The sequence below is a fragment of the Micromonospora peucetia genome, from assembly GCF_900091625.1.
Classification (GTDB): Bacteria; Actinomycetota; Actinomycetes; order Mycobacteriales; family Micromonosporaceae; genus Micromonospora; species Micromonospora peucetia.
In genome coordinates, this window is record NZ_FMIC01000002.1 from 2,248,596 (window position 1) to 2,261,896 (window position 13,301).

Consider the following 13,301-nt stretch of genomic DNA (forward strand, 5'->3'; position numbering starts at 1 on the left):
GGTCGCCACCGCGAGCTTCGGGCGTCGGGATGGCGGCGTCAGGGTCGATCTCGGTCGCTACGACAGGTCTCGGGCGAAGTCGTCCAGCAGGTCCGCCCACGCCGGGACGTACGACTCCGCGAGCTCGACGAAGTGCCGCGCCTCGGACGGGGTCGAGATCAGGTGGCTCATGCCGGCCTCGTCGTCGCTGACGGACGCGGCGTGCCCCGTCTCCGCCCTGATGTGCGAGTCGATCCAGGCGTAGTCGTGCTGCTCGGGAAGGACCTGGCTACCGTTGACGGTGACCTTGCCGTACAGGCGCCGGAAGGCGACCGCGATGTCGAGAGCGATCGTCTCCACGACCCGGAGTTGGACCGCACCGCCCAACTCCTCGGCTGCCATGGAATCCATGACGTCGAGGATTCGACCCAGCGCGGGGGACTCGGCTGGCGCGTCGGCGCTGCCCAGAGCAGACCGTAACGGCGCGCAGATCGTGTCCGCCCACCACAGGTAGTGGATACCGTCCACACCCTCCGGTGCGACCTCCGCGAACGCCGCCGCCCGGTTGTCCAGGTCGTCGCCGATGACCCGGTACGCCATTTGATACGCTCCGAGCACGTCCCGACTCACTGTGTAGTCGCGAGCCAGGCGTCGCCCGTGCGCACCGAGGCTGGAGATGGTGGTGAACATGAAAGACTGAGTGGTCCGCTGCCACTTCTCCGCGATCCGCAACGCACCCGCGGGGCTCACCGAGGTGGCCTCCTTCGCGCCCGCGAAGAACCGGTTGTTGCGTCGGGTGAGGCCGGCCTCGTCGATCAGTCGATCGACGGTGGCGTCGGCCTGTAGACGGAGGTCGGTCAGGTCAAGTGTGGTGGTCATCGTGCCCTCCTCGCTTTTAGGGACCGGGCGGTGCGCTCCCTGAAGCCCGCCAGGACAGGCCTATGTCGACGGCAGCCATCGAGTCGACGCGGGCCTATGATCATCGAATACCGTGTATCGCGCAACGGGAAGACAGGTGAACCCCTGTGCTTCCCCTAAGCGGGTGGCAGCCCCTCGTGCGGTGCCTCACGGGACGGGAAGTCCCGCAACCAAGCGTGACCAGCGTCAACTCGACGCGAGCGACGGTACGGTGTGGGACAGACCGCTGCCCGGCTCACCGGCGTCCACGAACGGCGCCGCCAGTGCCTCCGGCACCCCCATGTTCCGCGCGAAGATCCGGAGCCGGCGCCGCCAGGCGGACACATCGGATGGTGGCGCGATCGGCACGGTGCCACGGGCGACCAGCTCGGCGTACTCGTCGCGATCCGCGTTGCCGGTGGCGATCGAGTGTCGGAGGGCCGCCTCCAGGTCACGCTGTGCGTTGACGACGCACATCGTCCACTTGAGTAGGACGGTCGCGGTGCAACCAGGTGCGACGTCGAGCACCCCGGCGTTGCGGCGGAGTCGCGACGAGTCGGTGGTGTTGACCGCCACCTTGAGGTGGGCGGACACCACCTCCGCGCCCCGCACCTCCGGATACCACTGAGTGAGCTGGCGGAGCGCCAGTTGGGCGCGTTCCGTCGCCTCGGGGTGGCCGTTGCGCAGGAAGTGACGGAAGTCGTCGGGCAGCGCGTAGGTCGTGGGGTCGACGCGACGCACCGCGATGTGGGCCGCCGGCGGGTAGTAGACGAGCGCGGTGTCCCGACTGAAGGGACTCAACATGCCGCCGTACTCGTCCTCGAGCTTCAGGCACGTGTAGTTCCTCGTGGTGCGGTCGGGCAGGTCCACGAAGAGGATCTGGCGCAACGCCATGTAGATGGGTGGCAACGCGAGCGACGGGTTGAGCCGACGAGCCATCGCCGGGGTCTCGGTGGCGGCACAGAGAGCGACCTGGTCGCCGACGACCGTCTTCCGCACGCCGTCCTCGACGTACTCCACCTGGTAGGTGCCGTCGGATCGGCGGCTGACGTCGGTCACGTCGGCACCACCGCGTACCTCGACCCCGCACCGGCGCAGCTCCTGGTCGAGAAGCGCGGTGACGACAACCGGGTTGATACCCCGTTGCGGAGTGACGAAGGCGGCACCGACGTCGGAGATCCCGTCCGGTGCGGGGATCTCGCGGCAGACCTGGTCCGGCGCACCGAACAACGCGTTGGCCGGGTCCTCGGCGCAGCGCTGCGCGTAACGGTCCTGGATGACCCGCATGTTGTCCCGGCACTGGCCGAGGATGTCGGTGCCGCTGTCCTGCATGGCCCTGGAGGCGATGACCCGGCTGTAGTCCTTGCCACCGAAGACGAGGTCGGGGAAGAAGCGTTCGTTGACCAGACGCCCGTCGAAGCAGTCCCGGGCGCTCTGCGGATCGAACGGATACTCGGCACCGCTGTGGTTCTCGCTGACGATGTTGCTGGCCCCCGTGCAGATCGGGTGGGCCTCGGGCGAGCGGGCCTCGGCCCGCTCCAGCAGAAGGACCCGGTATCCCGCGCGTCTGCGCATGATCGCGGCCAGGCAGCCCGCGATACCTCCGCCGATCACGATGTGCAGCTCGGTTCGCTTCACTCTGTAAATCCCTCTGTCATGGGCAACGATCCTCCGCCGCAACACGAGCTGAACCAGGTCTCGGTTTCAACACCGCGCCCGGCCGGACAGTGCGTAGGAGTCCTGCGGCGGATCTTGGGGTGGGAGAGCGGTGACATGGCAGGCCGGGAACGTCGGCTGGAGGAGGGTGCCCTCGTTGGCGGTAGACGGTAACAAACTTCGATCAGCCTCGGAAGGATCTTCCGGTACGGCTGTCGATCGAACGGCCGGGCCTGCTCACACCGCTCTCACCAGCACCGCTGCCGGGTCTGCGGCGGCAACTTTCGCCGCCTTGAGCGGGTGACATCGATCTGTACCCTCTCTGCCATGGCTGGTTCCCCCCTCGTAAACGACCTGCGGGCCGCGCTCGGCGACGACGCCGTACTGACCGACCCCGACCTGCTCCGGTTGCACCGCAAGGACGAGGCCGATCTTTGCGAGGCTGGCACGCCGCTGGTGGTCACCCGTCCACGTAGCACGGCCGATGTGGTCGAGGTGGTGACGATCGCCGGGCGGTACGGGGTGCCGGTGGTGCCGCAGGGGGCGCGTACGGGGTTGGCGGGCGCGGCGAACGCGGTCGACGGTGCGGTGGTGGTCAGCATGGTCGCGATGGACGCGGTGCTGGAGATCGATCCGGTGAGCCGCATCGCGGTGGTGCAGCCGGGTGTGGTGAATGCGGCGTTGTCGGCGGAGGTGGCGAAACAGGGGTTGTGGTATCCGCCGGATCCGGGATCGTGGGAGATGTCGACGATTGGTGGGAACGTGTCTACCAACGCGGGCGGGATGTGCTGCGTCAAGTACGGCGTGACCACGGAGTACGTGTTGGGTCTGGAGGTGGTGCTCGCCTCGGGTGAGGTGTTGCGTACCGGTCGGCGTACGGCCAAGGGGGTGGCGGGGTATGACCTCACCCGGCTCTTCGTGGGTTCCGAGGGCACCCTTGGCGTGATCACGGAGGTGACGGTGGCGCTGCGGCCCGCTCCGGCGGAGTCGCTGACCATGGTGGCGGTCTTCCCCACCACCGCAGCCGCCGGTCGGGCGGTCGCCCGGATCGCTGAAGATGGGCTCACCCCCAGCCTGCTGGAACTGATCGACCGCACGTACCTGCGGGCGATCGAGGCGTACCGGCCGATGGGCCTGCGTACCGACGTCGAGGCGCTGCTGCTGGCGTCGGCGGACACCGGGTCCCAGGCCGCCGGGGACCTGGCGCGGCTCGCCGAGCTGTGCGAAGCGGCCGGCGCCGAAGAGATCTACGCGGCCACCGACGCCGTGGAAGCGGCGGCCCTGTTGCAGGCCCGCCGACTGGGACATGCGGCGATGGAGAAGTTCGCCAGGGAGTCATTCCCCGGTGGCAACGGTGGGATGGTGATCGACGACGTGGCGGTGCCCCGGGGAGCGTTGGCGGCGTTGCTCGACGGGGTCGCCCGGATCGCGGTGGAGTGTGACGTGACGATCGGCGTGGTCGGTCATGCCGGGGACGGCAACATGCACCCGAACATCGTGGTGGACCGGGCCGACCCGGCGAGCCTCGAACGCGGCCGGCGCGCGTTCGACGAAATCATTCGCCTCGGCCTGGAGCTGGGCGGCACCTGCACCGGCGAGCACGGCGTGGGCCTGCTCAAGCGGGACTGGCTGGCCCGCGAGATCGGCCCGGTGAGCCTACGGGTGCACCAGGCGATCAAGGCCGCCCTGGACCCGGCTGGCCTGTTCAACCCCGGCAAGGTCTTCTGATGTCCGCCGCCCTGCCTGCGGAACAGAGGTGGAGGAGAACGTGCCGACCGTAGCCATCGTCGACGGATACTCCGCAGGCAGCTCGCTGAGCCGAGCGTTGGCCGAGCGAGGTGTGACCTGCGTCCACGTACGCAGCGGCGAGACCGCCGGCGACTACTACCAGAAGACGTTCCGCCCGGGTGACTACGCGGTCGATCTCGGCTTCGTCGCCGACGAGGACCGCCTCGTCGACCGGCTGCGGGCGCTCGGCGTCGACCGGGTCGTCGCGGGCACCGAGCCGGGGGTGATCCTCGCCGACACGCTCAACCATCTGCTCGGTACGCCCGGCAACGACATTGCCACGGTCACCGCACGGCGCGACAAGTCGGAGATGGCGGCGACCGTGGCCGCCGCCGGCCTCGCCGTGCCCGCCGGCCGGTGCTTCGAGTCGGTGGACCAGGCGGTCGCCTGGTACGCGGCCAGCATGTCCGGCCCGGCCGTCGTCAAGCCCGTGGACAGCGCAGGCACCGACAACGTGCGGTTCTGCGAGAGCCTCGACGAGGTGCGCCTCGCCTGCGCGACGGTCCTGGCCTCGTCCAACCTGTACGGCGTCCCCAATCGACGCGTGCTGGTCCAGGAGCGGCTCGTCGGTACCGAGTTCTACGTCAACACGGTCTCGCACGCGGGGACGCACCGGGTCGCCGAGATCTGGCGGTACACGAAACGGCCAGGTCCGGGCGGCGGTCCCATCTACGACTACGAGGAGCCGGTCGACCGGGGCTCGGCCCTGGCCCGGCAGCTCCGCGAGTTCGTGTTCGCGGTGCTCGACGCGCTCGGTATCCGGTCCTCGGCCGCACACACCGAACTCATGCTCACCGATCGGGGACCGGTGTTGATCGAGGCCGGGGCCCGCCTCGGCGGAGCGACCCTGCCCGACGTCGTGGCGAAGTTCTGCGGCGTGTCGCAGACCTTTCTGCAGGCCCAGCACCTCGTCGATCCGGCGTCGCTCGACCAGTTCGACGACCGTACGCCGGGCTGGGCAGCCGCCGTCCGGAACGTGTCGCTGATCAACCCGGCCCCGGTCGCCGCGCAGGCGGGGGACTGGTGCTCCCGGCTGTCGGAGCTGCCGGCGGCCGTGGCGATCGCCGCGAGCTGCTCCCCCGGGGCCGAACTGCCGCAGACCGTCGACCTGTTCAGCTCGCCCGGCTTCCTCTATCTCGCCGGGGAGGACCCGTCCGAGGTCGAGCGGAGTTATCAGCTGTTGCGCCGATGGGAACAGCACGGCCTGTACGGGAGCGGCTGACCTGTCGCGGCAGATCGACACGGGCCCGGTGCCGTCGGTCGACACAGCCTCCGGCCGGTCCGGGGGATCCGTGGTGGCCGGGACGGGACGACTGGCGCTTCCGGTTCGATCGCGGGCGCCGACGGGGTAAGAAGGGTCGGAGGAACAACCGCTCACCGGAAGGACCGCCCCGATGACCCTGGAACGACCGATCGCCCCGGACCCGTACGAGCTGCTGCCGACCGTTGCGTCGTTCACGCTGACCAGTGACGACGTGCAGAACGGCGAGCCGATGGACGCCGCGTACGCCCACGGCAGCGTCGGGGGCGACAACGTCTCGCCGCAGCTCGCCTGGTCCGGCTTCCCGGCCGAGACCAAGGGCTTCGTGGTGACGTGCTTCGACCCGGACGCGCCGACGGGCAGCGGGTTCTGGCACTGGGTCCTGGTCAACCTGCCGGCCGACGTGACGCGGCTGCCGCGCGACGTGGCCGGGGAGGACCTCGGCGGCGCCTTCACGGTCCGCAACGACTACGGCGAGCAGGGTTACGGCGGGGCCGCGCCGCCGGCCGGCGACCGCCCGCACCGCTACGTATTCGCGGTGCACGCCCTGGACGTGGCGGCCCTGGACGTCACCCCCGACGCCACCCCCGCCCAGGTTGGCTTCAACCTGGCCTTCCACACCCTGGCCCGCGCCGTGACCCGCCCCACCTACCAGGTCAAGGACTGACCGCTCCGGCCTCCCCGCACCGGCCCTCCCACCCCTCCCCGCACCACCCCTCCCCCGCACCACCCTCCGCGATCTTGCACTTGCCGCCCCGACGAAAGCCGCGAAAGCCGCAGAACGAGGGCCAAAAGTGCAAGATCGCGGGGTACGGGGTGCGGGGTGCGGGGGCCGTGGGGAGGGGGAAGGGGGTGGGGATGGGGGTGGGGTCAGGAGGGGACTCGGGCTACGGCGAAGACGGACTGGCCGAAGGGGGGGAGGATGCGCTGTTCCGCTGCCTTGGTGGCGGGGAGCACGAGGGTGTCGTAGACCTTGACCATGGGGCCCTCCTTCGGCATCAGCCGGAAGACCTTGGTCGCCATGAAATAGCCGATCAGGCCGAGCGCGTTCGCGTAGTGGATCTTCTCCACCGTGAGGCCGGCGTCGGTCATCGCGGCGCCCAGGGTCTTCTTCGTGTAGCGGCGTACGTGGCCGGTGGCGATGTCCGCCGGGCCCATCGCGAACTGGAACGCCGGCACGATGATGATGATGTTGCCGCCGGGCCGGACCAGCTCGCGCATGCTCTGTAGCGCGCCCACGTGGTCCTCGATGTGCTCGAGCACGTTGTACGACACGGCGGCGCTGTAGTCGCCCCGCTCCGAGTGCGGCAGCAGCATCTGCCGGACCTCGATGCGGGGCTGGTCGGCCAGCCGTTCCTTCAGCAGGACGAGGCGGTCGGGGTCGGCCTCGGTGGCGGTGAACCGGGGCAGCCGCTCCGCCCATTCCAGTGCGTAGTCGCCGAGCCCGCTGCCGATCTCGATCGGGTTGTCACCGAGGTACGGCAGGGCCAGTTCGACGAACCAGCGACGGTGGTTGACCGCCGTCGCGAGGCCCTCCAGGACCTCGGACTGCACGCGCTGATCCCCAGTGATTTCTGCCATGCGTCGATTCCTCACGATATGAAACTCGACCTGCGCCTGGACCGACAGAGTGAATCATCCGCGCTGGGGGCAGAAGAATCGGGGCACCGTGGGTGGCCGAAATGCGGTCGGGGGTGGGCAACATGATCGGCGGTCGGCGAACCCGGCACATGGTACGCCAGTACCCCGAAACATGTCACGGCGGCGCCTTAGCCTGACTACTCTACGAATCGTCATGACTACTGCTGAATCGGGCCTTCCCGGCGGTGAGCCCGGGCCCGGGGCGTCGGCGGACGGGCCCGACCGGGGCGTACGGCCCTGGAAGGGGTGGTGGACGGACGTCGCCGCGGTGGCGAGTTTCGCCGTGCTGGGTTTCTGGGTGACCGCGCGGCTCTGGCTGCGCCCGTCGCACGGCATCCGGGACAACCGTACGGACCAGTCGCAGTTCGAGTGGATGATGGCGCACGGCGCGCGTGTGCTGACCGATTTTGTTGATCCATTCACCTCGGACCGGATGAACGTGCCGGAGAGCGTCAATCTCATGGCAAATACGTCCGTATTATCCGTATCTCTGCCAATGACGCCCGTCACCCTCCTTCTCGGCACCCGCGCGTCGTTTCTGCTCTTTCTCACCCTGGGCATGATCGCCACGGCGACGGCCTGGTACTTCCTGCTGTCCCGGGTGGTCGTCGGCGCTCGTGGGCCGGCCTGGCTCGGCGCCGCGTTCTGCGCGTACGCCCCGGCGATGGTCTCGCACGCCAACGCGCATCCCAACATCGTCTCGCAGTACGTGGTGCCTCTGATCATCTGGCGCACCCTGCGGCTGGCCGAGCCTGGGCGCTGGCTGCGCAACGGGCTGCTGCTCGCCCTGGTCGTCGTCTGGCAGGCCTTCCTCAACCTCGAGGTGCTGCTGATGACCGCCATCGGGCTGGGCGTGGTGGTCGGGGCGCTCGCGCTGGGCCGCCCCGAGCTGCGCCGGCGGGTCCGGCCGTTCCTCGCCGGCCTGGCGGTGGCCGCCGCGGTGACACTGGTGCTGCTCGCCTACCCGCTCTACGTCCAGTTCTTCGGGCCGGGGGCCTACAACGGGCTGTCCAGGCTGATCCGGGGCTACTCGACCGACCTCGCGTCGTTCGTGGCGTACTCGCGGGAGTCCCTGGCCGGCGACGCCCGCAGCGCACAGGGGCTGGCGAAGAACCCCACCGAGGAGAACGCCTTCTTCGGCTGGCCGCTGGTGGTGCTCGTCGTCGCCCTGGTCTGGTGGCTGCGCCGGCACGTCGTGGTACGCGGCCTGGCCGTCCTCGCCCTGCTCTTCGGTCTGCTCTCTCTCGGGCGGGAGGTGCAGCTCAACGGCAGGGGTACCGGGATACCGGGCCCGTGGGCGGCGCTGGAGAACCTGCCTCTGCTGCACTCGGTGGTGCCGACCCGTTGGGCGCTGGCGATCACCCCGATCGTCGGGGTGCTGCTCGCGTACGGCGCGGAGCACGTGCGCGCCCTGGCCGCCCGGCACCCCCGGGCACGCCCGCAGATCCACTTCGCCACCGCCACGGTGCTGGCCATGGCCCTGCTGCCGATCCTGCCGACCCCGCTGCCCACCACCCGGCTGGACCCTGTGCCCGGCTTCGTCACCTCGGGCGCCTGGCGGCCTTACACGGAGGGCGGGCGGAGCATCGTGACCCTGCCACTGCCCGACACCCACTACGCCGATCCGCTGCGCTGGTCGGCGCGGACCGGGCTGGACATGCCCATCGCCCGCGGCTACTTCCTCGGGCCGGACACCCGCCCCGGCGGGGACCGGGTCGCACTGTTCTCCGCGCCGCCCCGCCCGACCAGCGAGTTCTTCGCCGAAATCCGGCGGACCGGGGCGGTGCCGCCGATCACCCCGCAGGCGCGCGTCGACGCGGTCGGGGACCTGCGGTACTGGCGGGCGGGCGCGGTCGTGCTCGGGCCGCACCGGCAGGCCGACGCGCTGCGCCGGGGCATGACCGAGCTGACCGGCATCCGCCCCACGTACACCGGAGGGGTCTGGCTCTGGGACGTCCGCCCGCTCACCGACTGACGCGACCGGCGCGGCGGCCGGGGTCAGGGCTGGCGGACGCAGCAGCCCTGGCAGATCTTGGGCTTGGGGAGGGTGAAGGCGAGGCAGCAGGTGCGCCGCTGCACGGTCGGCTCGCCGTTCGGGCCCGGAACCAGCTCCACCAGGTCGGCGAGGTCGAGCACGCCGAGCAGCGTCTCGATCGTCTCGACCGAAGAGCCGGGCAGGCCGTCGGTGGCCCGGAGGATGCCGTGCGCGATGCCGGAGGCCACGGACCCGAGGAGGGTGCGTGTGCCGATCCGGACCTCGGCCTGGATCGCGGCGACCATCGGGGCCAGGTGGGCGTCGAGCAGCGAGGCGCGGAGCGCCCGGAGCAGCTCCGCCTCGTCCGCGACGACCCGCACGTCGGGCCGCCCGGCGAGCGCCAGCGGGTCGCTCGGCAGCACCGCGACCGTGGTCGAGCGGCGCAGGCCCATGGTGAGCAGCGGGCGGGGGTCCTCGAAGTGGATCAGGACGTCGGCCGGGTCGAGCAGCGGCACCCGCCGGGCGGAGGCCCAACCGAGCACCACGGGCAACGCCGTCCAGTAGCTGTACGACTTCCAGGCCAGCGCGGCGCACGCGTGCGGGGTGCCGCCCAGGCGGGTGCTGGCCGAACGCAGGAGCTCCGGCAGCCGGGTACCGTCGACGAGGGTGGTCGCCGGGCTCCAACCGAACTCGTCGGGCACCAGCAGGCCGGGTGCGAGGCCGGGCACGTCGTCGGTGCCGAACATCGCGCGCAGCGCGGCGGTGACCGGGGCCAGCGGCGCGGCGGCGATCTCCCGCTTCGGCATCACCGCTGTCACTCGACTCACCCCCGCCCGATGTCGCCGTCGGCGGGCTGCCGCCCGTCGTTGAGCTAAGGCTAGCCTAACCACAGGTCGCGGAGTAAGGGAAGCCTCGCCTCGGTCGGATCCGGAGGTGCGGGTCACTCCGGCCAGGTGCTGTGCGGTACCCGGTGGCCGGAGCGCGAAACGGCCGGTCCAGTATCGACAATCATCGCTGTCTGTCAAGATTCGTGTCGGCAAGGTGCCAGTTCCGTGTGTGCGTCGCCACAGAACGTGAAACTGATACTCCCGGCCACGAGGAAGCTGATGACGACCTCACCGCTCGATCGGGCTGCCGACTCCTTCGCCGCCGAGATCGCCCGGCACCGCACCGGGCGGGGGCTGTCCAAGAAACAGCTCGCCACCCAGATGGGGTTCGACCCGTCGTACGTCAGCCACGTCGAGGGGCGGCGGCACCGACCCACCGAAGACTTCGCCCGCCGGGCCGAGGCCGTACTGGAGGCCAGCGGCGCGATCTGGCAGCGCTTCAAGGAGTACGACGAACTGCGCCACGCCCGGGCCGAACGGGCGCACCGGGACCCACCCGTGCCCGGGCAGTGGATGCCGCCCGGCACCGGCCTCATCGTCGAGCGGGAACTCGCCACCCTCACCTACCTGGACGACGCGTACCGCTGCGTCATCCGGCGTGAGCTCTACAACGCCGGCACCGAGCCGGTCACCCGCTACCTGGTGCGGGTCGCCGTCGACCGCTACCCCAACGACCCGGGGCGCTCCAACCTGCACCACCGGGAACACCCGCTCACCTTCGCCGAGCTGCGGCTGCGGGCGTACCGGGAGGACGGGATCGAGCGGGAGGCGATGCACTGGCGAGCCAAGCACGACCGGGACGCCTTCAAGGAGCTGTGGCTGCTCTTCGAGAACGCCGACCGGCGCTTCCCCCTCTACCCCGGAGACCGGGCCACCATTGAGTACGCATACTGCGTCGGGCACGACAAGTGGGGCCCCTGGTTCCAGCGGGCGGTCCGGCTGCCCACCCGGCAGATGGCCGTACGCCTGGACCTCCCGGCGGCGCTCGACCCGCAGGTCTGGGGCGCGGAAACCTCGCTCTCGGCGGAGGAGGGCCCGCTGCGCACACCGGTGACCAGGCAGGAGGACGCCGACCGGTTGATCTTCGACTGGTCGACCGACGACCCGCCGCTCAACGCGCGGTACCGGTTGCAGTGGCGGTTCCGCGGCCGGCCGGACGCCGAGCCGGAGGAAACCGGGCGGGCCCGGCCCAGCGACCGGATGCGCGGCATCGGCATCGTGCAGCGCGACGCCGACCTGCTCCGCCAGCCGGCGCGCCCGTTCGACCTGCCCCGCGAGAAGCAGGAAGCCCGGGAGGTGGCCGACCGCCTCGCGGCGACCCTGGTCCGCCTCGACGAACTCCATCCGTTCCGCAAGGGCGTCGGCATCGCCGCCCCGCAACTCGGCCTCGGCCGGGCGGTGGCGGTTGTCCGGCCCCCCGACCGGTCCGCCGACCCTGTCGTGCTGCTCAACCCCCGGGTGGTCGACGCCTCCCCCGACAGCGACGAACAGTACGAGGGATGCCTTTCCTTCTTCGACCACCGTGGCCTGGTGCCCCGGCCGCTCCGGCTCGACGTGGAGCACGCCCGGTACGACGGCAGCCGGATCATCACCTCGTTCGAGTTCGGCATGGCCCGGCTCGTCGCCCACGAGATAGACCACCTGGAGGGGCGGCTCTACGTCGACCGGATGACACCGGGAGTGCCGCTGGTCCCCGTCGAGGAATACCGCGAGACCGGCCGCCCCTGGCGTTACTGACCTTCGCGCACCGGCACCCGATTTCGCTTCCGGGCGGCACGACCACGTCCGCACGGGTGGGAAGGACGGCCGGGCGGACGTGGTCGTGCGGGGCGGTGCCGGTCCGCCCGTTGGGGGACCGGGGCGCGTGCCCCAGGGGGCAGAGGCACGCGCCCCGGTATGGGGGGAGGAAAGCTTCTAGAGGTTGCCGAAGGTGTCGTAGCGGGTGTTCTCCGGCGGAACGCCGTCCTCGGCGAGGACCCGGAGGGTGGCCCGGACCATGCGGGCGGAACCCGAGACGTAACAGTCGTGCGCCGTCCACGGGCCGTACCGGCTGACCACGTCGGGGACGTCACCCAGCTCGCCGTCGAAGTCGGGATCCTCGCTGCACGCCGGAGTGACCGACAGCCACGGGTGCGCGGCCACCAGTTCCTGGAGCCCGGCCAGGCCGTACAGGTCGGCCGCCGTACGGGCACCGTAGAAGACGTGCACCCAGCGGGTCCGGTTGTGGCTCGCCAACTCCTCCACGAGCGCCTTGACCGGAGCCAGCCCGACGCCACCCGCCACGCAGAGGATGTCCCGCTCGGAGGAGCGGTCCAGCGTCATCGACCCCATCGGCGCCGCCACTCGGAGCAGGTCGCCGGGCTTCACCCGGCGGATCAGCGCACCGGAGAGCCAGCCGGCGCCCTTGGGCGTACGGACGTGGAACTCCAGCAGGTTGTCGTCGTTCGGGGCGTTCGCCACCGAGTAGGTGCGCCACACCCGGGGAAGGTGGCGGGGCGCCTCCACGCTCACGTACTGGCCGGCCTTCCACGACAGCGGATGCTGCAACGCCCGACAGGTCAGCACCGCCGTGTCCGGGCCGTACCGCTCGTGCGCCAGCACCTCCGCGTGCCAGAACGGCGGATTGCCGTCGGCCGCCGCGCCGGCCAGCATCCTCTCCGAGATCGCCGCGTACGCGTCCCGCCACGCCTGGTCGTACTCCAGGTTCCAGCCGTCGCCGGCGATGCTGCGCAGCGCGTCGAGCAGCGCGACGCCCATGGTCTCGTAGTGCGTCGCCTCGACGTGGTACTTCCGGTGGTCGCGGCCCAGCGAACGCAGGTACTCGTCGAAGCTCTCCGGGTCGCCGACGACCTGCGCGGCGGTGACGATCGCCTCCAGGATCCGATCGCCCTGCCCGGTCATCTCCACCGGGAAGAGCTTCCGCAGCTCGGGGTCGAGGAGGAAGAGCCGGGCATAGAAGTGACCGCTCAGCCGCTTCCGGTGCTCCTCGACCAGGGTCCAGCTCTCCTTCAGCAGCCTTGCGAAGTCGTCCACGGCGTGCTCCTTCTCCTGACGGCGGATCGGGCGCCCATAGAATGTCCACGGAGAGTGTCGGCCGGTCGCACAGAATGTGCGATCGGCTCGTGAGGTTCGTTCGGGCGGGGCGGCAGTTGCCCAGCGCCGGGATCCTGGTGGTGCCGCAGTGCCGCAGTGCCGCCGATCCCGGTGGTGCCGCAGT

At 70.6% G+C, this 13,301-nt stretch carries 10 protein-coding genes; 5 read left to right on the forward strand and 5 right to left on the reverse strand.

All coding sequences use genetic code 11. The annotated features are described in order from the left end of the window. Positions 1 to 57 precede the first annotated feature (57 nt). Both GA0070608_RS10565 and GA0070608_RS10570 read right to left on the reverse strand, forming a co-directional pair. Positions 58 to 858 (reverse strand): DUF6202 family protein, encoded by an 801-nt coding sequence (locus GA0070608_RS10565; RefSeq protein ID WP_091625934.1) that lies wholly within the window; start codon positions 856 to 858, stop codon positions 58 to 60. A gap of 225 nt (positions 859 to 1,083) precedes the next feature. Then, positions 1,084 to 2,514: an FAD-dependent oxidoreductase gene (locus GA0070608_RS10570; protein WP_091625939.1), complete on the reverse strand. Its 1,431-nt coding sequence runs from the start codon at positions 2,512 to 2,514 to the stop codon at positions 1,084 to 1,086. Positions 2,515 to 2,859: 345 nt separating this feature from the next. Here GA0070608_RS10570 and GA0070608_RS10575 point away from each other — a divergent pair, with 345 nt between their 5' ends. The 3 genes from GA0070608_RS10575 (at position 2,860) to GA0070608_RS10585 (ending at position 6,248) form a co-directional block, all read left to right on the forward strand. Further along, positions 2,860 to 4,260, forward strand: coding sequence for an FAD-binding oxidoreductase (locus GA0070608_RS10575; RefSeq protein WP_091625941.1), 1,401 nt, complete (start codon positions 2,860 to 2,862; stop codon positions 4,258 to 4,260). Between the two features lie 40 nt (positions 4,261 to 4,300). Next, the gene (locus GA0070608_RS10580) at positions 4,301 to 5,542 is read left to right on the forward strand and encodes an ATP-grasp domain-containing protein (RefSeq protein WP_218107509.1); all 1,242 of its coding nucleotides are present in this window, start codon (positions 4,301 to 4,303) and stop codon (positions 5,540 to 5,542) included. Between the two features lie 172 nt (positions 5,543 to 5,714). Further along, positions 5,715 to 6,248 (forward strand): YbhB/YbcL family Raf kinase inhibitor-like protein, encoded by a 534-nt coding sequence (locus GA0070608_RS10585; protein ID WP_091625944.1) that lies wholly within the window; start codon positions 5,715 to 5,717, stop codon positions 6,246 to 6,248. Between the two features lie 203 nt (positions 6,249 to 6,451). Here GA0070608_RS10585 and GA0070608_RS10590 read toward each other — a convergent pair whose 3' ends face one another. Beyond that, a complete protein-coding gene (locus GA0070608_RS10590) occupies positions 6,452 to 7,162 on the reverse strand; it encodes a class I SAM-dependent methyltransferase (RefSeq protein ID WP_091625948.1) in 711 nt (236 codons plus the stop codon). A gap of 214 nt (positions 7,163 to 7,376) precedes the next feature. Between GA0070608_RS10590 and GA0070608_RS10595 the strand changes: the two genes are divergently transcribed. Next, entirely contained in the window at positions 7,377 to 9,197 is a 1,821-nt protein-coding gene (locus GA0070608_RS10595; RefSeq protein WP_245715761.1) for a DUF6311 domain-containing protein, read from the forward strand. A gap of 23 nt (positions 9,198 to 9,220) precedes the next feature. On the opposite strand, the gene GA0070608_RS10600 is transcribed toward GA0070608_RS10595, so the two are convergent. Continuing rightward, complete coding sequence (locus tag GA0070608_RS10600; protein ID WP_091625958.1) at positions 9,221 to 10,003, reverse strand: IucA/IucC family C-terminal-domain containing protein; 783 nt, start codon at positions 10,001 to 10,003, stop codon at positions 9,221 to 9,223. A gap of 300 nt (positions 10,004 to 10,303) precedes the next feature. On the opposite strand from GA0070608_RS10600, the gene GA0070608_RS10605 reads away from it, so the two are divergent. Beyond that, positions 10,304 to 11,821, forward strand: coding sequence for a peptide deformylase (locus GA0070608_RS10605; RefSeq protein ID WP_091625963.1), 1,518 nt, complete (start codon positions 10,304 to 10,306; stop codon positions 11,819 to 11,821). A gap of 177 nt (positions 11,822 to 11,998) precedes the next feature. Here GA0070608_RS10605 and GA0070608_RS10610 read toward each other — a convergent pair whose 3' ends face one another. Further along, complete coding sequence (locus GA0070608_RS10610; protein WP_091625966.1) at positions 11,999 to 13,117, reverse strand: globin domain-containing protein; 1,119 nt, start codon at positions 13,115 to 13,117, stop codon at positions 11,999 to 12,001. Positions 13,118 to 13,301: the final 184 nt, after the last annotated feature.